This is a genomic window from Halobium salinum (assembly GCF_026586625.1).
Taxonomy (GTDB): domain Archaea; phylum Halobacteriota; class Halobacteria; order Halobacteriales; family Haloferacaceae; genus Halobium; species Halobium salinum.
The window spans coordinates 300,561-323,391 of sequence record NZ_JAODIW010000005.1 but is presented as its reverse complement, the minus strand read 5'-3'; the positions used below and the strand labels follow the sequence as shown (position 1 = coordinate 323,391).

At 68.3% G+C, this 22,831-nt stretch carries 15 protein-coding genes and 1 pseudogene; 8 read left to right on the top strand and 8 right to left on the bottom strand.

Translation table 11 applies throughout. The features are described 5' to 3' along the window. Nucleotides 1-799: 799 nt before the first annotated feature. The gene (locus tag N5095_RS02945) at nucleotides 800-1,693 is read right to left on the bottom strand and encodes a bifunctional methylenetetrahydrofolate dehydrogenase/methenyltetrahydrofolate cyclohydrolase (RefSeq protein WP_267620900.1); all 894 of its coding nucleotides are present in this window, start codon (nucleotides 1,691-1,693) and stop codon (nucleotides 800-802) included. A gap of 376 nt (nucleotides 1,694-2,069) precedes the next feature. Between N5095_RS02945 and N5095_RS02940 the strand changes: the two genes are divergently transcribed. From N5095_RS02940 to N5095_RS02930, 3 genes are all read left to right on the top strand, one after another. Then, nucleotides 2,070-3,596: an anthranilate synthase component I family protein gene (locus N5095_RS02940; protein WP_267620898.1), complete on the top strand. Its 1,527-nt coding sequence runs from the start codon at nucleotides 2,070-2,072 to the stop codon at nucleotides 3,594-3,596. A gap of 1 nt (nucleotide 3,597) precedes the next feature. Further along, a complete protein-coding gene (locus N5095_RS02935) occupies nucleotides 3,598-4,167 on the top strand; it encodes an anthranilate synthase component II (RefSeq protein ID WP_267620896.1) in 570 nt (189 codons plus the stop codon). A 176-nt stretch (nucleotides 4,168-4,343) separates the two neighbouring features. Further along, nucleotides 4,344-4,724, top strand: coding sequence for a Rid family detoxifying hydrolase (locus N5095_RS02930; protein WP_267620894.1), 381 nt, complete (start codon nucleotides 4,344-4,346; stop codon nucleotides 4,722-4,724). A 225-nt stretch (nucleotides 4,725-4,949) separates the two neighbouring features. On the opposite strand, the gene N5095_RS02925 is transcribed toward N5095_RS02930, so the two are convergent. Continuing rightward, the gene (locus N5095_RS02925) at nucleotides 4,950-6,677 is read right to left on the bottom strand and encodes a formate--tetrahydrofolate ligase (protein WP_267620892.1); all 1,728 of its coding nucleotides are present in this window, start codon (nucleotides 6,675-6,677) and stop codon (nucleotides 4,950-4,952) included. Between the two features lie 286 nt (nucleotides 6,678-6,963). Here N5095_RS02925 and folP point away from each other — a divergent pair, with 286 nt between their 5' ends. Continuing rightward, a complete protein-coding gene (folP, locus tag N5095_RS02920) occupies nucleotides 6,964-9,435 on the top strand; it encodes a dihydropteroate synthase (RefSeq protein WP_267620890.1) in 2,472 nt (823 codons plus the stop codon). Nucleotides 9,436-9,558: 123 nt separating this feature from the next. Continuing rightward, entirely contained in the window at nucleotides 9,559-10,143 is a 585-nt protein-coding gene (locus tag N5095_RS02915) for a hypothetical protein (RefSeq protein WP_267620888.1), read from the top strand. Nucleotides 10,144-10,449: 306 nt separating this feature from the next. Here N5095_RS02915 and N5095_RS02910 read toward each other — a convergent pair whose 3' ends face one another. Next, the gene (locus N5095_RS02910; protein ID WP_267620886.1) at nucleotides 10,450-12,204 is read right to left on the bottom strand and encodes a BCCT family transporter; all 1,755 of its coding nucleotides are present in this window, start codon (nucleotides 12,202-12,204) and stop codon (nucleotides 10,450-10,452) included. Between the two features lie 373 nt (nucleotides 12,205-12,577). Between N5095_RS02910 and N5095_RS02905 the strand changes: the two genes are divergently transcribed. Then, nucleotides 12,578-12,994 (top strand): hypothetical protein, encoded by a 417-nt coding sequence (locus N5095_RS02905; protein WP_267620884.1) that lies wholly within the window; start codon nucleotides 12,578-12,580, stop codon nucleotides 12,992-12,994. A 53-nt stretch (nucleotides 12,995-13,047) separates the two neighbouring features. Then, nucleotides 13,048-13,209, top strand: a complete 162-nt coding sequence (locus N5095_RS02900) for a hypothetical protein (protein WP_267620882.1) — start codon at nucleotides 13,048-13,050, stop codon at nucleotides 13,207-13,209. A gap of 68 nt (nucleotides 13,210-13,277) precedes the next feature. Here the strand turns inward: N5095_RS02900 and N5095_RS02895 are convergent, their stop codons facing one another. The 4 genes from N5095_RS02895 to N5095_RS02880 all read right to left on the bottom strand — a co-directional run bounded on the left by N5095_RS02895 (nucleotide 13,278) and on the right by N5095_RS02880 (nucleotide 20,551). Beyond that, the gene (locus N5095_RS02895; protein ID WP_267620880.1) at nucleotides 13,278-13,721 is read right to left on the bottom strand and encodes a universal stress protein; all 444 of its coding nucleotides are present in this window, start codon (nucleotides 13,719-13,721) and stop codon (nucleotides 13,278-13,280) included. A 130-nt stretch (nucleotides 13,722-13,851) separates the two neighbouring features. Further along, the gene (gene ilvA / locus N5095_RS02890; protein ID WP_267620857.1) at nucleotides 13,852-15,099 is read right to left on the bottom strand and encodes a threonine ammonia-lyase; all 1,248 of its coding nucleotides are present in this window, start codon (nucleotides 15,097-15,099) and stop codon (nucleotides 13,852-13,854) included. 68 nt (nucleotides 15,100-15,167) lie between these two features. Then, on the bottom strand, nucleotides 15,168-17,720 hold the full coding sequence (locus N5095_RS02885) for a GcvT family protein (protein ID WP_267620855.1): 2,553 nt from the start codon (nucleotides 17,718-17,720) through the stop codon (nucleotides 15,168-15,170). A 257-nt stretch (nucleotides 17,721-17,977) separates the two neighbouring features. Beyond that, the gene (locus tag N5095_RS02880) at nucleotides 17,978-20,551 is read right to left on the bottom strand and encodes a GcvT family protein (RefSeq protein WP_267620853.1); all 2,574 of its coding nucleotides are present in this window, start codon (nucleotides 20,549-20,551) and stop codon (nucleotides 17,978-17,980) included. 206 nt (nucleotides 20,552-20,757) lie between these two features. On the opposite strand from N5095_RS02880, the gene N5095_RS02875 reads away from it, so the two are divergent. Further along, complete coding sequence (locus tag N5095_RS02875; RefSeq protein ID WP_267620851.1) at nucleotides 20,758-21,177, top strand: GlcG/HbpS family heme-binding protein; 420 nt, start codon at nucleotides 20,758-20,760, stop codon at nucleotides 21,175-21,177. A gap of 153 nt (nucleotides 21,178-21,330) precedes the next feature. Here N5095_RS02875 and N5095_RS02870 read toward each other — a convergent pair. Further along, nucleotides 21,331-22,554 (bottom strand): annotated as a pseudogene (locus N5095_RS02870) (RNA-guided endonuclease InsQ/TnpB family protein). Between the last annotated feature and the right edge of the window lie 277 nt (nucleotides 22,555-22,831).

Sequence of the window (22,831 nt, the reverse complement as noted above, 5' to 3'; positions counted from 1 at the left end):
CGGTAGACGAGGCGAAAGCTGTACCACTGGGCTGTACAGCGCACCGCGTACCGGGCTCCTCGACCGGTCGGTCGCGTACCTGACCCGTCTTCGGCTGCCCGGGCGGCGAGTCACGGTCGGCGAGACCGCTGTCAAAGCTGACGGTGAACGGGGCATCGGAGTCCCTCCCTCTATCGGATGGAGCGGCCGGGCCGACGACACCGACCGTACCTCTAACTTGCCGATGTCGAGTCGGCGGCTCGACCCATCACTTGTCTGTCCGGATGTGGCTCGTCACGTCGACTTCGTGATTGGACGAGCCATCGGGTCGGTCACCCGGAGAACGGGTCGTCGACCCGACACCGACGGGTCTCGGGGCGCGTGTCTCCATCCGGACGCTGGGTCCGAGCGCACGGCGTCGAGAACAGGGGACCGGGAACGGCGGGTCGGAGACGACGGACGTAGCCAGTCGGGTGAGGGTCGCGCGAGAAGGTGGCTGCACCGAGGTGCAGGGCCACCACATATGTCTGACGGGTCCCGCACTCGGGGATATGGGACGTGAGCTCCGACTATCAGCCGGTCACGGAACCCACTACTCAGGTTGGCGTCGAGGTCCTTCACCATACATCAGGCATTTTCACCCCAGTTAAGTGGCGGTCGATGCCGAGAGCACGAACGAGTACGCCGGTCGGCTCGCTCGGCCAGTACGATGGATTCGGTTCTCGAGACTCTACGCCGTCCGCCCGAGTTCACCCCGGTGCGACGTGTGACGGGGCCTCGTAGTCGATTCCCAGTTACTGAGGGGGACGTTCTGCCCCGTTCAGGGCAGGTCGACGTCCACGCCCGACTGCAGGCTCGCCGCTTTCACGGTGTTGTACATCAGCATCGCGATGGTCATCGGGCCGACGCCGCCGGGGACGGGCGTGATGGCGTCCGCCTTCTCCTTCGCGCTCTCGAACTCGACGTCGCCAACGAGTTCGTACCCCTTCTCGGTGTCCGCCTCGACGCGGTTGACGCCGACGTCGACGACCGTCGACCCCGCAGAGAGCATGTCGCCGGTTATCATCTCGGGGACGCCCGCGGCGGCGACGACGATGTCGGCTGCACGGGTCTTCTCGGCCAGGTCGTCGGTACGGGAGTGACAGACGGTCGTCGTGGCGTTGCCGCCCGGTGCCTTCTGGATGAGGAGGTTCGCCATCGGCTTGCCGACGATGTCCGAGCGGCCGACGACGACGGCGTCCTTCCCTTCGGTGTCGACGTCGGCGGCCTCGAGGAGCTTCTGCACGCCGTGGGGCGTGCAGGGCTTGAACCGGGCGTTCCCGGCGACGACGCGGCCGACGTTCTCCGGGTGGAACCCGTCGACGTCCTTCATCGGGTCGATACGCTCGAGCACCGCGCGCGAATCGACGTGGTCCGGCACCGGCATCTGGACGAGGATGCCGTGCACCGTCGGGTCGTCGTTGAGGTCGTCGATTCGCTGCAGGAGGGTCTCGGCCGAGGCGTCGGGGTCGAGCTCCTGGTGAATCCCCTCGATTCCGGTCTCCTCACAGGCTCGCTGTTTCATCGAGACATACGTCTCGCTGGCCCCGTCGTCGCTCATCAGCACCGTCGCGAGCCCCGGGGTCACTCCCTCGTCCGCGAGTCGTGTCGCGCAGTCCGATACGTCCGCTCTGATTCGGTCCGCGATCTCGTTCCCGTCGATTATCGTGGTCATGGTCGGTGGTGGCGCCGCCGCCGACGTTCGGACCGGCCCCGGTTCGGGCCGGCTCCGGGTCGGACCCGCCGCGCCGCTCGCGTCGGCCGTTTCCGCGTTCCACGTGCCGATGGCGCGCCGGCGTGCCGGTGAACGTCGCGCTAGACGGGCTCTCTGTCCCAACCTCCTCACCCACCGACATAACTCACCGTGAGGTATATTCCACCCGTTGAATACCACACTGCTACCCCGGCCCGCCCGGGAGGCAACATGGCGGCCGAGCCACGAAACCCCCACAGGAGGCGCCAGCGCGGAAGGTTTTTTGGGGGGCGAGCGCGTCAGTTCGGACTAACGACCGGGACCGACCGACGGTCCCCCTTAGAGTCGTCCGACTCACATGAGCCAGCCATCAGTCGTCACGGAGCGCGCATCGTTCGTCGGGACCGCAGCCTCGGCTCCGGTCGGGGCCCGAGTCCCGGTCGAGGTGAGGGTCACCGTCTCGGACCCCTTCGGGGCCTACCGCCGAGCCCGCGACGGCGACGCGGACGGGGCGTTTCTCGAGACGACCGGCGGGCAGTCCGGCTGGGGGTACTTCGCGGTCGACCCGGTCGAGCGCCTACAGGTGGGCGCCGACGCGGCTTCGCCGGACGGAGAGAGCCCGACCGTCGACGCCATCGACTCGCTGCTCGACCGCGAGACGCTCGTCCGCGGGGACTGCGAGGTGCCGTACCCCTGCGGCGCGTTCGGCTGGCTCTCCTACGACGTCGCCCGCGAACTCGAGGACCTGCCGGCGACGACGGCCCCGGACGGGCTTCCACGGCTCCAACTCGGCGTGTTCGACCGCGTCGCCGCCTGGGAGGCGCCGACCGAGGGCGACGTGCGACTGCGGGTGACCGCCTGTCCCGTGGTCGACGAGTACGAGTCGCCCGAAGCGGCCTACGAGGCCGGCGTGGAGATGGCGACCGAACTGGCCGAATCCGCGCTTCACGGGGACCCATCCGTGGGCTCCCCGCCGGTCGCGAGCCGGCAGGCGACGTTCGAGAGCGAGTGCGGCGAGGCGGCGTTCGCCGACCGGGTGCGCCGGGTGAAGGAGTACGTCCGCGACGGCGACACCTTCCAGACGAACGTCTCCCACCGGCTGGTCGCCCCCGCCGCCGTCCACCCGGTCGAGACGTACGACGCCGTGCGGCGCGTGAACCCGGCGCCGTACTCCGGGCTCCTCGAGTTTCCGGGGGTCGACCTCGTGAGTGCCAGCCCCGAACTACTGCTGGACGTCGAGGGCGACCGCCTGGTGACGGAGCCCATCGCGGGCACGCGACCGCGGGGCGACACACCCGATGCCGACGCCGAACTGGAGCGGGACCTCACGAACGACGACAAGGAGCGCGCCGAGCACGCGATGCTCGTCGACCTCGAGCGCAACGACCTCGGGAAGGTCAGCGAGTACGGCAGCGTCGACGTTGCCGAGTACCGCCGGGTCGACCGCTACTCGGAGGTGATGCACCTCGTCTCGCTCGTCGAGGGCCGTCGCCGCGAGGGCGTGAGCGTCGCCGACGCCGTTGCGGCCGTCTTCCCGGGCGGGACCATCACCGGCGCGCCCAAACCCCGGACGATGGAGATAATCGACGAGGTGGAGGCGACCCGCCGGGGCCCCTACACGGGGAGCGTCGGCGTGTTCGGCTTCGACGACCGGGCGACGCTGAACATCACTATCCGCACGCTCGTCCACCGCAACGGCGAGTACCGCCTGCGCGTCGGCGCCGGCGTCGTCCACGACTCCGACCCGGCCGCGGAGTACGAGGAGACGCTGGACAAGGCCCGAGCGCTCGTCACCGCCGTCGACGAGGCGCTCGGCGAGCGGGGGTCGTTCGCCGTCGAGTCCGCCGCGGACCCGGCCGCGGACGCGCTGGAGGGGGCCCGGTGAGATGATTCTCATCGTCGACAACTACGACTCGTTCGCGTACAACCTCGTCCAGTACGTCGGCGAGTTCGAGGAGGTCGTCGTCCGGCGCAACGACGCGGTCGACGTCGCCGGCATCCGCGACCTCGACCCCGACGGAATCGTCGTCTCGCCCGGCCCGGGGACCCCCGCGGACGCCGGCGTCTCCATCCCCGTGTTCCGCGACCTCGACTACCCCACGCTGGGGGTCTGCCTCGGCCACCAGGCGCTGTGTGCCGCCAACGGGGCGTCGGTCGTCCACGCCCCAGAGGTCGTCCACGGCAAGCCCTCCGAAATCCGCCACGACGGGTCGCCGCTGTACGACGGCGTCGACGACCCGTTCGAGGTGGGGCGCTACCACTCGCTGGCGGTCGAGGACGGCACGCTGCCCGCGGACCTCGTCAAGACGGCGTACACGAACGACGAACAGGGCGTCGTGATGGGCGTTCGCCACGAAGACCGGCCCCACTTCGGGGTCCAGTTCCACCCCGAGAGCATCCTCACCGACGCGGGCAAGCGCATCGTCGAGAACTTCTGTACGGCCGTCGCGGAGTGAGGGCGGGGCCCGCCGTACGACCATCGTGGAGTGAGGGTCAGGCCCACCGTACGACCGTCGCGGAGTGAGCCCCCGTCGCTCCCACAACCAGTCGGCGGGATGTCACGATGTGCCGAACGCCGCGGCCGCTTCCGGCGGTGCCTGGTTTTATCCGCCCCGACCCGGTACGGCCGACCGTGAAACGAACCATCAGCACCGACGACGCCCCGGCGGCGGTCGGCGCGTACAGTCAGGCGACGACGAACGGCGACGTGCTCATCACGGCCGGCCAACTCCCGCTGACGGCGGACGGGGAGCTACTGGACGACGAGTCCGTGGCCCGACAGACCGAGCAGTGTCTCGACAACGTCGCGGCCATCCTCGAGTCCGAGGGGCTCTCCCTGGACGACGTGCTCAAGACGACGGTGTTCCTCGACGACATCGACGACTTCGACGCGTTCAACGAGGCCTACGGCGGGTACTTCGACGAGGACCCGCCGGCGCGCAGCGCCGTCGAGGCCGGCGCCGTGCCGAAAGGGGCGGCCGTCGAAATCGAGGCCATCGCGACGACCGAGTAGGGCGCCCGCGCGGCAGCTCCTTTTTATTCGCGAGTCACCCGCGTCGACACGACGGGTTCGCAGAACCAGCAGCGCGACCGCGGCTACGACGCGGGACTCCGTCGGCGAACGTCGTCGACCGACCGCGAGCGGTGTCGACCCCGACTGTCCCGACCCGGACCTAACCGTTCGTGGCGGCGAGTGGAGTTATCGACCGGTCCGAGGGCGGTCGGAGTTCGGACCGGCTCAGAACAGGCCGGTTATCTCGCCGTCCTCGTCGATGTCCATGTCGGCGGCGGCGGGCCGCGCCGGGAGACCGGGCATGGTGAGCGCGTCGGCGGTCAGCGCGACGATGAAGCCGGCGCCGGCCGACGGGTACACCTCGCTGATCTCCAGTTCCCACCCCTCCGGCGCGCCCTTCTTGCTCGCGTCGTCGCTGAAGGAGTGGAAGGTCTTGGACATACACACCGGGACGTCGTCGAAGCCGAGCTCCTCCATGCGCTCGATGTCGTCGAGCGCGCCGCCGGTGAACTTCACGCCCTCGGCGCCGTATATCTCGGTGGCGACCGTCTCGATCTTCTCCTGAATCGGGGCCTCCTCGTCGTAGAGGTAGCTGAACTCCTCCTCGTCGCTCTCGTCGACGGCGGAGATTACGTGCTCGCCGAGATCCTCGCCGCCCTCGCTGCCGTGTTCGAACACCTCGGACTCGGCGGCCCTGACGCCGAGGTCGTCCTGACAGTGGTCGAGCACCGCCTGGACCTCCTCGTCCGAGTCGTCCGGGAAGCGGTTGACGGCGACGACGACCGGGACGCCGAACTTCTGCAGGTTCGACACGTGGCGGTCGAGGTTCTCGAAGCCGGCTTCGACGGCGTCGACGCCGGACTCGTCGATCTCGTCGAAGTCGACCGGCCACTGCTCCAGCCCGTGGTACTGCAGTGCGCGGACCGAGGAAACGAGGACGACGGCGTTCGGCGTCATATCGCCCAGCCGGCAGACGATGTTCATGAACTTCTCCGCGCCGAGGTCGGAGCCGAACCCGGCCTCGGTGACGAGGTAGTCGCCCATACCGAAGGCGGCCTTGTCCGCGATGAGCGAGTTCGTCCCGTGGGCGATGTTCGCGAACGGGCCGCCGTGGACGAACGCGGGCGTCCCCTCGACGGTCTGGACGATGTTCGGTTTCAGCGCGTCGCGAAGCAGCATCGTCACCGGGCCGGTCGCCTCGATGTCGTCGACGGTGATGGCCTCCCCGTCGGTGTTGTAGGCGACGATGATGCGGCCGACGCGCTCTTTGAGGTCGCCGAGGTCGCTCGCTAGACAGAGGACGGCCATCAGCTCCGAGGCGGCGGTGAGCTTGAACCCGTCCTCGCGGGGCGTGCCGCCGGAGGAGCCGCCGAGACCGACGACCGTCTTCCGGAGCGCGCGGTCGTTCATGTCGAGCGAGCGCTTCCACGCGACGTCGTTGACGTCGATGTCGAGGTCGTTCCCCTGGGAGAGCCGCGCGTCGAGCATCGCCGCGATGAGGTTGTGTGCGGAGGTGAGCGCGTGGAGGTCGCCCGTGAAGTGGAGGTTGATGTCCTCCATCGGGAGCACCTGCGAGCGCCCGCCGCCGGCCGCACCGCCTTTCACGCCGAACACGGGGCCGAGCGACGGCTCGCGGATGGCGATCATCGCGTCCTCGCCGAGGTGGTTCAGCGTCTGTCCGAGGCCGACGGTGGTGACGGTCTTCCCCTCGCCCTTCGGCGTCGGCGTCATCCCCGTCACGAGTACGAGGTTGCCCTCCTTCTCCTCGGCTTGCTCACGGAGACGGTCGATGGCGTGGTGCTTCACCTTCGCCTTGTGCTCGCCGAAGTACTGGAGGTCGTCGAGGCCGAGCCCCCACGGCTCGACCAGCTCCCAGATCGGCTCCATGTCGGTGGACTGTGCGATCTCGTAGTCGGTCGGGATGGGCTCCTCGACCTCGTCCGGTGAAGACATCTCGTCCGAACGTTCCCGACACTGGGGTAAGAGTGTTCGCGTACCTGAGAGCCACCGTATAGGACGTGTTTGTGTAGTGCGAACGCCGGGCGGCGAACCTCGTCCGACCGTTTGGCTGATGAGTTGTGGTTCGGTCGGCGTCGAAACAGCCCGGTGACGTTCCGTGTCGACGACACCGCCATCGACGACTGCCGACTCGGGAGCGACCCGACTCCGCACCGCTCGAAACCGCACGCCGCCGCCGCGTTCGATAGCTTCATCAGGTCGCCGATTCGGGTTATGTGTCATGGAGTACCACGAGTCGGCCGACGCCCTGCTGTCGCTGCAGCGCCGCCGGCCGAAGCTCGGGACGGAGACGACGGCCCGGATGCTCGCCCACCTCGGCGACCCGCACGCGGGGTTCGACTGCGTACAGGTCGCCGGGTCGAACGGGAAGGGAAGCACCGCGCGCATGCTCGAGAGCGTCCTCCGCGCGGCCGGGCTGGACGTCGGGCTGTTCACCTCGCCGAAGCTCCGGGACCTCCGCGAGCAGATACGCGTCAACGGCCGGATGATTCCCAAGAGCCGCCTCGCCGCGGCCGTCGAGCGGCTCGACCCCTGTCTGGAGCGGCTCCGCGAGAACGACGACGCTCCGACCCACTTCGAGGCCCTCACGGCGCTCGCGCTGTCTCACTTCGGCGAGGCGGACGTCGACGTCGCCGTCCTCGAGGTCGGAATCGGCGGCCGCTACGACGCGACCAGCGCGGTCGACCCCGTCGCGAGCGCCGTCACGAGCGTCAGCCTCGAACACACCGACCTGCTCGGTGACACCGTCGAGGAGATCGCCCGCGACAAGGCCCAGGTCGCCCCCGCCGACGCGCCGCTCGTCACCGGCGCCGACGGGGCGGCTCTCGACGCGATTCGCTCGGAGACCGAGGTGGTCACGGTCGGCTCCGGCGAGGTCGGGTCCGGGGAGGCGGATGGGACTGGGACCCCCGACGCACCCACAGACGCGGACGCCGCCCCCGACGTCGTCGCCGTGGAGCACGGACTGCGCTCGGGCGTCGAGAGCGCCGTCTCCCTCGACGGCCCCGGCTGGTCGGTCGAGACGCGGCTGTCGCTGCTCGGGCCGCACCAGGCCACGAACGCCGGGGTCGCGGCGACGCTCGCCGGGCAGGTCGCGGACGTCGACGAGCGGACGCTCGCCCGAGGGTTGCGCGACGCCACCTGGCCGGGTCGCTTCGAGGTCGTCGACGCCGACCCGACGGTCGTGCTCGACGGGTCGCACAACCCCGGCGCGGCCGAGACGGTCGCGACCCTGCTCGACCGGTACGAGTACGACGACCTCCACGTCGTCTTCGCCGCCATGGCCGACAAGGACTACGAGGGGATGGTCGAGGCGCTCCCGCCGGTCGACACGGCATACCCGACACGTCCGGACGTCGAGCGCGCCGAGGAGCCCGACGCGCTGGCTGCGGCGTTCGAGGGGCACGCGGAGCGGGTACGGCGGGTCGACTCCGTCCCCGAGGCGACCGAGCGTGCGCTGGCCGCGGCCGACGAGGGCGACTTCGTCCTCGTCACCGGCTCGCTGCACGCCGTCGCTGAGGCTCGGGACCGGTGGACGCGGCTGGTCGTCCCGAAGGACGGCGGCCGCGGCGGGACTCGCCGAGGGGCGGACGCCGACGCCGTCCTCGCGGACGCCGCGTTCCCGGACGGGTCGGCCGACGCCGTCGAGCGGGAGACCGTCGCGACCACCCTCCGGACGGCCCAAGCCGAGGCGGTCGCGGACCGGCTCGACGCCCTGGGCGGCCACCCGCTACGCTCGTCGGCCGGCACCCCCGAGGGCGTCGAGGCGACCGTGCTGTCGGGGACGCGCGCCCAGCTCCGCGAGCTCGCCGACTCTGTCGCCGCCGACGGGAGCGGGCTCGCCGGGTTCGGTCGACGGCTGGACGCCGCGCTCGACGGGCCGACGCCGCCGCCGGCGTTCGACGTCGACGGCACGGCCGTCGTGGGCGTGCTGAACGTCACGCCCGACAGCTTCCACGACGGCGGGGAGTACGACACGACCGAGGCGGCGGTCGAGCGGGCGGAAGCGATGCTCGACGCCGGCGCGGACGTAATCGACGTGGGCGGGGAGAGCACGCGTCCCGGCGCCGACCCGGTCCCCGCGGAGACGGAGATGGAGCGGGTCCTCCCGGTCGTCGAGGCGCTCGCCGGCCGGGGCGTCACGGTGTCTATCGACACCCGGAAGGCGGTCGTCGCCGAGGCGGCCCTCGACGCCGGTGCGACCGTCGTCAACGACGTCTCGGGGCTGGCCGACCCGGAGATGCGGTTCGTCGTCGCCGAGCACGACGCGACGCTCGTGCTGATGCACAGCCTGTCGGCGCCCGTCGACCCCGACCGGACCGCGACGTACGACGACGTGGTGACCGACGTCCTTCACGACCTCGCGGAGACGGTGCTGCACGCGGAGCGGGCCGGCGTCGACCGCGAGCGTATCGTCGTCGACCCGGGGGTCGGCTTCGGGAAGGACGCGGCCGAGTCGTTCGAACTGGTCGACCGCATCGGCGAACTCCGGGCGCTCGGCTGCTCGGTACTGCTCGGCCACTCCCGGAAGTCCATGTTCGAGCGCGTCGGCTGCGCGAGCGGGGAGCGGTTGCCGCCGACGCTCGCCGTGACGGCGATGGCGGCCGACCGCGGCGTCGACGCCGTCCGCGTGCACGACGCCGGGGAGAACGCGGCGGTCGTCCGGACGGTCGCGGCGGCGACCCGACGGTAGGTGGCTTCCCCTCGGAACGTCTTTCCCCCGAACGTCGGAAAACGGCCACCAGAGCGCCGTCTCGTGTCGGGATAGCCGCCTCGGACCGACAGACTTTCCCATACTGTGATGGAACGTGACGGTATGTCCGCTGCCGCCGTCGGCGTGGTCGATGCTGTGGGTCGCGCCGGGACCTCCGGGCTACAGGCGGTCGCTCCGACGGCGGTCGCCGATATCCCGCCGGCAGTCCGGGCGGCGGCGGCGTTCTTTCTGACGGTCCTCTTCGGCGGGGCGGTCATCTACCGGTACGGCGGGCGGGTGGACGAGTACGTCGAGGCGTCGACGTCGAACCCGCTCGTCTCCGTCCTCTACGGGCTGATGGCGTACGGGATGGTCGTGTTCTTCGTCGGCTACGCGTACAGTCAGTTGGCCACGCTCCTCGCCGGAACCGCCATCCTCGCGACCGCCGTCACCGCCGCATTCGGCGTCTTGGTGCTCTCACTCGGCGGTCTGGGGTTCGTCGTCGTCGGCACGTGGGTCGCCGGGGTCGCCGGCGTACGGGACCCGTGGCTCGGACTCGTCGGCGTCGGCGGCGCCAGCGCCCTCGTGTGGTACCTGCTCCCCTTCGCGGTGGCCGGTCTCGTCTGGCTGGCGATCGCTGCCGTCGGCGTCGGCGGGCCGACCCGGCGGTGGATTCACGCCGATCGGACACAGGCCGACCGCCATTGACACCCGTCGGTACGGGCCGAAACACCGCCGTCCGGTATCGGGTGGTGGGTCGTCCGCCGTCTCTGGATTCCCGCGGTGAGAGTCCACGGCCGCCCGGTTCTGTCGTGACTGCACGACCGTTCGTACCGCGACGGCGACGCGCTCGCGTCTCACCTCGCGTGAGGAACCCACGGGACGATATCCGACGTTCTCCACAGGGTAGCCGACTCGAACGTGTCGGTTCGTCAGTAACCAGCGAACAGCAACCGGAAAACGGGAAGAGGGAGTCGAGAGTACGGTCGAACTGCGGTCACGCTTCGGAGGGTGTCAGTCCCCGCTGTCGGCGTCGGCACCCCCCTTGATGTCCGTGACCGTCGTATCGCCGGTCGTCACGACGTCGATGTCGTCCTGGTCGGTCATGTGTTGGATGCGCTCGGCGAACTCCTCGGATTCGAGTATCTCGTACTCGTTGTCGAGCCCCTGATACACCGTGTAGCACATCAGAACGAGGATGACCGCGAACGGGAAGCCCGTCGCGATCGAGGCGGTCTGCAGCGCGTTGAGACCGCCGCCCCACAGCAGGACCGCCGCCACGGCGCCCTCGGTGACCGCCCAGAAGATGCGCTGGGTCCGCGGGACGTCGTGCTTGCCGCCGGAGGTCAGGTGGTCGATGACGAGCGACCCGGAGTCCGACGACGTGACGAAGAACGTTATGACCAGCAACGTCGCGAGCAGGCCGGAGACGGCTCCCAGGGGGAACTGCTCCAGCAGGGCGAACATCGCGACCGTCTGACCGAGTTCGTTGTAGGTGGCGAGCGCCGCACCGCTACCCTGGAGCGAGTCGAACAGCGCGCTCCCGCCGAACGTCGACAGCCAGATGGTCGAGAACAGGCTGGGCAGGAACAGCACGCCGAGGACGAACTCGCGGACGGTCCGCCCCTTCGAGATGCGCGCGATGAACATCCCGACGAACGGCGACCAGGCGATCCACCACGCCCAGTAGAAGATGGTCCAGGCGGAGACCGTCGTCGCGCCCGCACCCTGCGTGCCGGTGAAGAACGACAGCGACAGGAGGTTCCCGAAGTAGGTGCCGAGACCCTGCACCCAGGTGCCGAAGATGTACACCGTCGGTCCGACGATGAGCAGGAACCCGAGCAGGATGAACATCAGGTAGAGGTTCACGGTGCTCAGGCGCTTGACACCGCCGTCGAGGCCGGCCGCGACGGAGGCCGTCGCGATGAGGGTAATACCGCCGATGAGCAGAATCCGGGGGAGGGTCCCGGTCGGGATGCTCAGCAGCCCCATCATGTCGCCGAACACGTACGACAGTCCGGTGTTGACCTGCGCGACTCCGAGTCCGAGCGAGGTCGAGAGACCGAACAGCGTCGCGAACACCGTCACCAGGTCGATGACGTGGCCCGGCCACCCGTAGATACGCTCACCGAGCAGCGGCCAGAAGATCGACCGGAACGTCAGTGGAAGCCCGCGGTTGAACGAGAAGAAGGCGAGCCCGAGGCCGACGAGGCCGTAGATGGCCCAGGGGTGGAACCCCCAGTGGAAGAACGTCTGTGCCATCGCGGCCGAAGCTGCAGCGCCCGTCCCCGCCTCCGCACCGAAGAACCCGGGGACGTTCTGGAAGTAGTACAGCGGCTCCGAGACGCTGAAGAACATGAGACCGATTCCCATCCCGGCGCTGAACAGCATCGCCATCCACGAGAAGTCGCTGAACTCCTTTTCGGCCTGCACACCACCGATGCGGATGGTTCCGTACTTCCCGAACGCGAAGTAGACGATAGTGACGATGAAGATGTTCACCGCCAACAGGAAGAACCACCCGAAGTTCCCCTCGAAGAAGCCTCGAACCGCGGAGTACGTCTCGTTCGCACGCTCCGCCCCGAGGATGAGCGTCAGCGCGATGAACGCGCCGATCAGGAGCAGGGCGACGGGGAAGACGACCGGATGGACGTCGAACCCGTACTTCTCGATGTTCGTATCGCCCGGTTCTCGGTCCGACTCCGGGTGGAACAGCTCCACCTGGAGGCCGTCGGACATCTCGCCAGTCGTGTTATCGCTGTCTGCCATGCATTATCACTCGATGATGCGGCCACAGGTGTTGATTATTGGGGTACATCGTCTCGTCTCACGCCGTTCTGCGGTTCGACTGTGTCCCACCCGCCGTCCCGCCGGACGGGGCTCGGTCCTCGCGCTTCGGCCGCTCCCCCGCCGCGTCCGCGGACCGGACACGGCGAGCGCGACGAGACGGGTCGCCGTCCGCCGCTTCGATAATGTGAGTGAACCGTGACACGATGCACAGCCTCGGTACACATGAACAAACATGCAGTATTAAAACTTGGTGTACGTTCACGAGAACAGACTGGTCGGGTAACGGAGCACCACGGCCGACGCTGTCCCGTCGGCGGAGAGCTATTAAGCAGACGGTCCGTTACTCCTTGACATGCCCGGCAGGCTGAAGGTTCTGTTTCGTCTGCTCACCTCGGTTCTGAACGCGGTGGTCGACCCGCTTCGGAAGAATCCGGACTCCGACAGTCTCCGGCTCTCCAGTGCCGAAATCCACACGACCACCAACGACGGCGACGTCGGCTGGGGGAGGCGACCACCCGCTCGACTACGCTGTCCACGGTGTGGCGCCGACTGTGAACAACATCACCCGCTCGACGACATCGACTGTCCGCGCTGTGTCGCCGAGTTCTCTCACGAGGAGTTCCCCGAGTTGGAGCTCCTGTTCCTGAGTTGTCCCGTCTGTGGGACCCGGATGGAACACGGCCGACGGCATCCCGAAGCGTTCGACGTGCCGGAGTGGGCGACGTGTCACGGCTGCCGATACCACTGGGAGTTCAAACACTCCTACTGACCGGCCGACCGCCCTGCGGCAGTGTTTACTGCGCCCGACGAGTACGATGGCCCATGGCGAACCTTCCGGCGACGGCGGCGGCCGTACTCGCGGTACTGCTGTTCGGGGTCGCGCTCGTCTCGATGACGAACGGTGCCACGATGGTCGCCGGACTCTGTTTCATCAGCGCCAGTCTCGTCATCTACCTCCGGGAGACGCGGCTGGTCGAGGGGTGACTCGACCGGAAGGCGCTGCACCGGACCCGGCGACGACGTGGTGAGGACGAGACCGCGGTCGTCGGCGGTCAGGTGTCCTCCATCTTCATCCGCTGTGAGATGACCGGAACCGTCGCGGTTCGGACCACCTTGTCCGTCGTTCCGCCGAGGAGCGAGCCGACCTTTCCGCGGTAGGCAGACCCGATCACGATCGCGTCCATCCCCCTCTCCTCCGCGTAGTCGACGATTTCGTCGCTGACTGTCCCGCTACGCATGTCCGTCTCGCAGTCGACGCCGTGTTCGGCCGCGATAGAACATATCTCGTCGAGAATCTCCTCGCCGAACTCCTCGTACTCGCGCCGGAGGCGCTCCTCGTCGTCCCGCAACGACAGCGCCCGGGGAACCCCCGGGAGGTCGATGACGTAGAACGCGTGGATGGTCGCGCCGACTGTGGCCGCGAGTTCGATGCCGTGGACGGCCGCCTTCTTCGCTTCGTCACTCCCGTCGTACGGTAGCAGTATGTTATCGTACATCGCCGACGACCCGCTCTCACATCTGCGAGCAGCCATAAGAAGGTTTCCCGGCGGTCAGCGGCGGGTTCCCCTGCACGGCGCCCCGAGGCCCAGGGGCGTCCGAGCACCGCCCGAGGAACGATTCCGCCGGTCAGGTCGCCTTCGTGACGTCGGCGACAGGGTAGCCGGCCCCTTCGAGCGAGTCGATGATCGACGCCGCGTGCTCGACGCCGCTGGTCTCGACGTCGAACACGAGGTACGCCTCCCCGACCTCCAGGTCCTCGACGGAGCGGTCGTGGCGGACGTCGCGGATGTTCGCCCCCTCGTCGGCGATGATACCCGAGATGGACTGGAGCTTCCCCGGCTGGTCGTCGATCCGGACCCGCAGCTGCAGGAGTTGGCGGCGCTCGGTCAGCGCGTGGACGAGCACTGTCTGGAGCTGCGTCATGTCGAGGTTGCCGCCACAGAGCAGCGGCATGACGGTCTCGCCGGCGACGTCGAGGTCGTCGCTCAGTAGCGCCGCGACGGACGCCGCGCCCGCCCCTTCGACGACCTGCTTCGCCCGCTCGAGCAACACGAGGACGGCCCGGGCGATCTCGGTGTCGGTGACGGTAACAACCTCGTCGACGTTCGCCCGGATGATCTCGAGCGTCGTCTCCGAGATTCCGCCGGTGGCGATGCCGTCGGCGATGGTGTTCACCTCGTCTAGTGTCACCGGCATCCCCTTGTCCAGGCTCTCGTGGACCGTCTCGGCCCCGGTCGCCTGCACGCCGACGACGCGGGTCTCCGGGGAGAGGTGTTTGACGGCCGTCGAGATTCCCGAGACGAGGCCGCCGCCGCCGATGGGGACGACCACGGTGTCGACCTCCGGACAGTCGTGGTACATCTCGATGCCGAGGGTCCCCTGGCCGGCGATGATGTCCGTGTCGTCGTATGCGTGGACGAACGCCGCGTCGGTCCCCTCGACGGCCGACTGGGCCCGCGCCATGGTCTCCTGAAAGTCCTTGCCGACGAGTTCTACTTCGGCCCCGTAGCCGCGGGTCGCGTCGACCTTCGCCTGCGGTGCGTTCTCCGGCATGAACACGGTCGACTCTGCCCCACACTTCGTCGCGGCCAGCGCCACCCCCTGCGCGTGGTTGCCGGCGCTCGCGGCGACGAACTCGTCGACGCCGCCTTCGACGTCTTGGCTGATCTTGTTGTACGCCCCTCTGGTCTTGAACGACCCCGTCCACTGGAGGTGCTCCATCTTGAGGTACACCTCCGCGTCGACGAACCCGCCGATCGAGGTGCTCCGCTCGACGGGCGTCTGCTTCACGACGCTGTCGTCGTCGAGGCGTTCGCGGGCCCGTTCGATCTCCGCGTACCGGACGGGGAGTCCGCCCGTGTCGTCGTCGGTCATGGCTGATGAGTGAGGTGGGGTTGGTCGTTGGTCTGTCTGTGTCCGGCAGGATGCCGGCCGCGTCTAACCTACCGGATGATCTTCTCGCGGCCGGGGTCGAACAGCGGTTCGTCGCGGACGGTCGCGTCGTACAGTTCGCCCTCGCACCGGACCTGCACGTCCGTCCCAGCCTCCGCGTACTCGCTCGGGACGTACGTGTAGGCGATGGACTCGCCGACCGTGTAGCCGTAGTCGGCCGCCTGGACGTAGCCGATGGCCTCGCCGTCCTTCGTGACCGGTCGCCCGCTCAGGGCGATGTCGGTCGTGTCGTCGAGGGTGAGCGGGGTGATGCGCGAGTCGATACCCGCCTCTTTCGCGGCCTCGAGCGCCTCCTTGCCGACGAAGTCGGTGTCCATGTCGACGGCGAACGGGAGGCCGGCCTCGAACGGGTTCGAGTCGGTGTCGATGTCGGTCCCCCAGAGGCGGAACCCCTTTTCGAGGCGCATCGACTCGAGGGCGCCGCCGCCCATCGGCCGCACGTCGAGGTCCTGTCCCGCCTCCCACAGCGTCTCCCAGAGGCGCCGGCCGTACTCGCTGGGCGCCCACAGCTCCCAGCCGAGTTCGCCGACGTACGAGACGCGCAGGGCGATGACGGGCACCTCACCGACGTACATCTGCTTCGCGCGGAAGTACGGGAAGCCGTCGTTCGTGACGTCGGCGTCGGTGCAGCGCTGGAGCAGGAGCCGGGACTTCGGCCCCCAGAGCCCGATAGTGGACTTCGCGCCCTCCTCGACGTGGACGGAGACCGTGCCCGGGGCGTGCTCCTCCAGCCACGAGCCGTGGATGCGCGGGGAGTTGCCGCCGCCGGTCGTCACCATGTACTCCTCGGCGCCGAGGCGGACGACGGTGACGTCGGCGAGGATGCCGCCGCCCTCGTTCAGCAGGAGCGAGTAGCGCACCTGTCCCTCCTCGATTTCCATGTCGTTGCTACACACCCGCTGGAGGAACGCCTCGCTCCCCTCGCCGGACACCATGATGGAGCTGAAGGTGGTCATGTCGAACATCGACACGTGCTCGCGGGTGTGGATGTGCTCTGCACCCTCGATGGGGGAACGGTTGATTCCCCGCCAGCCGTCCTGTTCCGGGATGCGGTCCGCGTAGCGGTCGACGAGGTCCGTGTTGGACTCGTACCACTGCGCCGACTCCCAGCCGCCGCTCTGGACGAACTCCGCGCCGAGGTCGCGCTGCTGCTCGTAGAACGGGCTGGCTCGGAGCCCGCGGTGGTCGTCGGGCTGCCAGCGCGGCTCGACGATGCTGTACACCTGCTCGTAGCGCTTCGCGCCGCGGTCGACGAAGAAGTCCTTCTCGCCGGCGTGGGGTTCGAAGCGCCGCACGTGGATGCCGCCGGTGTCCACCGGTCCCGAAGGGAGCCGCGGGACGCCGTTCTCCATCCACTCGGCGACGATGCGGCCGTAGCCGGCGGAGTGGGTCCACCAGATGGCGAGGGCGCTCCAGAGCCCGTCCACCTGCGCCGTGGGGCCGACGGCCGGCATCCCGTCCGGCGTGAACACGAAGATGCCGTTCTCGGTGACGGCGTACTCTTTGTCGGCGCTGGCCGGGAGCAGTTCGTCGAACGCCTGCTTCGCGGACTTGTCCCGGTTCGGGTGGGTCGGTCGTTCCCAGTGCTCCGTCGAGAACCCTCGGACCGACGCCTGCCGGTCCTCGCTGTTGCGACCCATCGCCTCCGGGTCGACCGGCAGGGACTCGTGGTTGTACGACCCCATGCCGAGTGCGTCGCCGTGAGTCCGGAAGTAGAGCGAGTGGTCCTGGTCGCGGCCGACCGGGCGGTTGGGCCCCTCGCTCATGTACTCCTGGATGTTCCGGTCCCCGGGGACGTCCAGGCCGGCGGTGTGGTCACCGACCCCCGACTCCGCGTCAGCGAGTTCCTCCATCGGCTCGGTGACGACGTACTGGTGTTCGACCGGCGCGATGGGGAGGTCGAGTCCGGCGAGCTTTCCAGTTTGATACCCCCAGTTGTTCGTCGCGATGACACAGCGGTCGCAGTCGATGCGACCCCTGTCGGTGACGACGGCGGTGATTTCGCCGTCTTCGACCTCCAGGTCGGTCACCGCCGTGTCGCCGACGAAGTTCGCCGGGGTGTTCTCGATGTACCACTGGAGCGTCTCGATGCCGTCGACGCGGCCGTCGGTCGGGGAGTAGTAGCCGCCGAGAATCTCCTCCTCGTCGACGAGCGGGAGGCGCTCGCCGACCTCCTCGGGCGACAGGAGTTCCGGTTCGGGGAGGCCGTAGGACGTCGCCCACTCGACGCGCCGCCGGAGGAAGTCCATGCGTTCCTCGCTGCGGGCGACCTCGATGCCGCCGACCTCGTCGTACGTGCCGATGTCCGAGAGGAACCGGCTGGTGTAGTACGCGGCCTTCGTCTGTACCTTCGACGGCGACGTCTGGAACATGATGCCCGGCGCGTGGACCGACGAGCCGCCGGTGACCGGTAGGGGGCCCTGGTCGACGACGGTGACGTCCTCGGCGCCCAACTCCGTCAGGTGGTACGCGACGCTACACCCGACGGCGCCGGCGCCGACGACGACGGTCCTCGACTGGGACGGGAGGTCCGTAGTGCTCATCTCTCTCGTGGCGGGTTGTCCCCGTGGCAATGTTAAAGACACCGGTGGGGTCGGTCGCGGCGTCGGGCGGAACACCGGTATCTCCCCGAACCGAGGGCGCTCGCGGTCGAATCGCCGATACCGCGAACCGCCGAGTCGACGGAACGGCTGGACGGCCGAGGCCGGGCCGAACGAACCACAACCTGACAGCGAGAAGAGGGGTGTTGTCGCGGACGGCGGTCGGCGCGTCGGTCGGGTTACCGGTTCCTCGTAGCGCGTCAGTCGAGCAGCGGCTCCTCGCGGACCGTCGCGTCGTAGCGTTCGCCCTCGTAGCGAATCTCCACCTCGGTGCCGGGTTCGGCGTACTCCGGCGGGAGGTAGGTGTAGGCGACGCAGGCGCCGACGCTGTAGCCGTACTCGGCGCTGTGGACGTAGCCGATGGGGTCGTCGCCGTCGAGCACCGGCCGGTGGGCCATCACCATCGCCTCCTCGTCGTCGAGGGTGAGGGGGGCGACCTCGTGGTCGATGTTGTCGCCCGCGGCGGCGGCCTCGACGGCCTCCTTGCCGACGAAGTCGGTGTCGAGGTCGACGGCCCACCCGAGGCCGGCCTCGTAGGGGTTGTGCTCGGTGTGGAGGTCCTCGCCCCACAGCCGGAACCCCTTCTCGATGCGGAGGATGTCGAGCGCGCCGTTGCCGTACGGCCGGATGTCGTACTCCTCGCCGGCCTCCATGACGTGCTCCCAGAGGCGCTCGCCGTACTCCGAGGGGGTGTACAGCTCCCAGCCGAGTTCGCCGGCGTAGGAGACCCGCAGCGCGGTGACGGGGACGTTCTTCACGTAGAACTGCTGGCTGGTGAAGAACGGGAAGGCGTCGTCGGAGAGGTCGACGTCGGTCACCTTCGACAGCACCTTCCGGGCGTCGGGGCCGGTACAGACCATCGCGGCGAGGCTGGAGGTGACGTCGTTGACGACGACGCCGTCGGGGGACTGCTCGCGCACCCACGCGACGTGGTTGTTCCCGACCTCGCGGCCGGTCGTCAGGAGGAGGTAGCGGTCCTCGTCGGTGCGGGTGACGGTGATGTCGGCGCGGACGCCGCCGCCCTCGTTGCACATGAGGGTGTAGCGCACGTCGCCGACGTCGAGGTCCATGTCGTTCGTACAGAGATGCTGGACGAACGCGCCGGCGTCGTCGCCGATGACCTCCATCTTGTTGAACGGGGTCATGTCGTGGAGGCCGACGTGCTCGCGGACGTGCAGCGCCTCGGCGCCCTCGATGGGCGACCAGTACACCGCCTCCCACCCCTCGCGGTCGGGGATGCGGTCGGCGTACCTCGCCACGAGGTCGGCGTTCGACTCGAACCACTGTGGCGCCTCCCAGCCGGCCTCGGCCCACATCTCGCCGCCGTACTCCTCGTGGGTGTGGTGCATCGGCGTCCGCCGGATGTCGCGCTGTGACTCCGTCCACACCCACTTCGGGTGCATGATGTTGTAGACGATGCGGTACTCCTCGGCGCCGAGGTCGCGTGCGAAGTCCCAGCTCCCTTCGTGGGCGTTGAACCGGTTGACGTCGGCGTGTGCGAGGTCGATGGGCCCGTCGTCGAGTCTGGGGACGCCGTTCTCCATCCACTCCGCGAGGGCCTTTCCGGCGCCGCCGGCGTGGGTGACCCAGATGCCCGCCGACACCCAGAGCCCGTCGTACCCCTGGACCGGCCCCATCGCGGGGAGTCCGTTGGGCGTCTCCGAGAACATCCCATTGTACTTGTGTTCGAGCTCCTTGCCGGCCGTGGCGGGGAGCAGTTCGTCGCTGGCCTGCCGGGGGGCCTTCTCCGGTCGGTCCGGGTGGGTCGCGTTCTCCATGTGGTAGTCGGTGAACTCGTGGACCGACCCCTGCTCCCCGTCCGGGTCGTTGCCGCCGAGCTCCTTCGGGTCAGGCACGATGGGCTCGTGGTTGTACGAACCGATCCCGTAGGCGTCCCCGTGGGTTCGGAAGTACATCGCGTTGTCCTGGTCACGCAGGATGGGCCGGTCGGGGCCGACGAGCAGGCGCTTCGCCTTCTCGCCGGAGACGTTCCGGTAGTTCTCGAACAGCGGGTGGTCGGTGACGTCGACCGCGCCCTCGGCGAGTTCGTCGAGCGGCTCGGTCATGGTGTACTGGTGCTCGACGGGCGTCACCGGGAGGTGGACGTCGAGCTCCTCGCCGAGCTGGCGGGCCCAGATGTTGGTCGCGACGACGACCTCGTCGCAGTCGATGGCCCCGTTCTCGGTGACGACCGCCGACACCGAGTCGCCGTCGAACTCGACGTCCTCGGTGCGAGTGTGCGGGACGAACTGGGCGCCCTGCTCCATCGCCTCGCGGGCCAACGCGTCGCAGGCGACGACGCCCGAGACCTGCCCGTCGGTCGGGGAGTAGTACCCGCCGATGATCTCGTCCTCGTTCACGAGCGGGAGGCGCTCGCCGACCTCCGCCGGGGAGAGGATCTGCGGGTCCTCGATACCCCACGCGAGCCCGTTCTCCACGCGGCGCTCGAGGAAGTCCATGCGCTCCTCGGTACGGGCGACCTCGACGCCGCCGACCTCGTTGTACGCCTGGTGGCCGTCGGCGCCCTCGAGCTCGGAGTACAGCTCCCGGCTGTAGTTCGCGAACTTGGTGAGGATCTTCTCCTCCGCCGTCTGGAACATGATGCCCGGCGCGTGGGTCGACGACCCGCCGGTCGTGGGCATCGGCCCCTGGTCGACGACGACCACGTCGTCGCGGCCGAGCTTCGTGAGCTGGTACGCGAGGTTGCAGCCGACGATCCCGGCGCCGACGATGACGGTGCCGGCCTCGGACGGCAAGCTGTCTGTCGGATTCATGGGTCTGATTTTGACGTCACCCGGGCGCGCCAATATAGCTACCGCCTCCCACGGTTCCGGGCACAACCTTTCGGGGGCGTGTCAGGTAGAGCTTCGAGGGGCGAGCTCCCGTTATTCGGCCGCTAGCGCGCTCGTCAGTCCGCTCCCGCGACGGGTACTGCCGGCGGCAACCACGCTTTTGGGTCCGTCCTACGACCCTCCGTCCGATGGTCGAATCCATTCCGCTGGAGACGGCGACGGAGCTGATCGACGCGGCGGAGGACCGGGCCGAGGAGATCGACAACCCGATGGTGATCACGGTCGCCAACAGCGAGGGGAACCTGATCGCCCAGCACCGCATGGACGGCGCCTGGCTCGCCTCGGTGAACATCTCGCGGAACAAGGCGTACACGGCGGCCGCCCTGGAGACGTCGACTCACGAACTGGCCGAGGCGTCGGAGCCGGGCAACTCCCTGTACGGGCTGCAGACCACCGACGAGGGCCGCATCGTGATATTCGGCGGCGGTTACCCGCTCGAACGCGACGGCGAGATCGTCGGGACGATCGGCGTCTCCGGCGGCGCCGTCTCGCAGGACCGGGACGTCGCCGAGGCCGGCGTCGACCGCTGGCAGGAACTGTCGGAGTGAGCGACTGACCGACGCGACGCCGGGTAGACCCCGACACGGCGCCCCGGTGACGCCGCCGGCCGAGCCGCCCGTCGGTCGGGCGGAACGGAACCTCTCCGCTCCACGGATGGATTCTGTCGGCCGGTTTCCGTCGGGATAGTGAACTACCCCACCCTACCGCTCGCCTGACGGCTCGCGCTTGAGGGTGGGGCTTCCTGTTTCAACGACACGCTTTGCAGACACGGACGTATCCACAGGGAGCGCAGTCTCCACAGGCGTTGATTCGGAGCGTCCCGCTCCTAACCGCTTCCTGATACCGCGAGAAAGAATGTTCCACGCCGCGTTCGCGTCTCTGTCCGCTTCGAACCCACACGCCGGGCAGGAGTGTTCACGAACCCACAACGGTTTCTCGGTCGAAACGCCGCAGGACGCGCACTCTTTCGTTGTTCCGCGTGGATTCACGGCGACGAAGTGCGTCCCTTCCCGCTCACACTTGTATTCGAGCATCCGCAGAAACGTCCCCCACGCCGCTCCTGCCCGGTTGCGCGAGTTGCCCGGTAGTTCGACCAAACCCTTCGCGTCCAAGTCCTCGACGGCCACGAGGTCGTATTCTCGGGCGTAGTAGTTCGACAACTTGTGAAGGAAGTCGCGGCGCTTGTTCTTGAGGTCGGCATGACGTTCGGCCACGACCTTCCGCTGTTTCTCCCAATTCGCGGACCCGTGTTCCTTCCGCGAGAGGTCGCGTTGTGCGCGTTCCAACCGCTCGCGTTCGTCGGACAGGTCGAGCGATTCGACGGCGGTTCCGTCCGTGTCGTGGGCGTACTTGAGAATCCCCACGTCGATACCGACACATTTCTCGGGATTCTCGGGTTTCTCCGGCGGGTCGTCGGGAGTCTCGACCCCAAGAATGGCGTACCACTTCCCGGTGGGTTCCTGCTTGACCGTGACGGTCTTGATTTCAGCGTCGTTTGGCAGGTCGCGGTGAAAGGTGATGGGTATCTCGCCGAGCTTCGAGAGCCACAGTCGCGTCCGACCGCTCGTGTTCTTGAGCTTGAAGCCGGATTGGCTGTAGGTGAAACTGCGGTATTCGCCCGGTGCCTTCCACTTGAGCGTGCCGACGCGCTAGCCGTTCTCTTTCCTCCCGTGTAGCGTCGAGAGGTTGTCGTACAGCCGTTGCACGACCTTCTGTAGTACCTTCGAGTGAACGCCTTTCAGGTCGCTCCACCACTTCTTGAGGCTCGGCAGGAGCTTCTGCTCGGAGTACGCCGACGTGTCGTCGGTGCGGTTGAGTCGGTGGAGGAAGTGGTTGTAGGCCTGCCTACAGGTATCGACAGTCCACGCTAACTGTTCGCGGTGAGCGTCGGACGGTCGGAGTCGATACCTGTAGTTGTAGTTCACGAGCGTTCTTCGATGAGTTCGTCAAGTTGCCCGCGAACGAACGACGAGAGGTTGAGGTGGTTCTCCTCGACCCACTCGGCTTGGTCTTCGCGGATGGTGATATTCTTCCGTCTCACTACATACGCACTATGCGCACCTATGCGCATAGTTATTGCGATTTGTGGGCTTGTGGGCCGAGCGCCGAACGTATTTGCTACTCGTGCGGCGCTGTATCCCCTCCCTACTCGCTCCCGTTGGTCGCTCGTTGAAGAAGGGGCCTTAGCGCCTCATTCAAGTA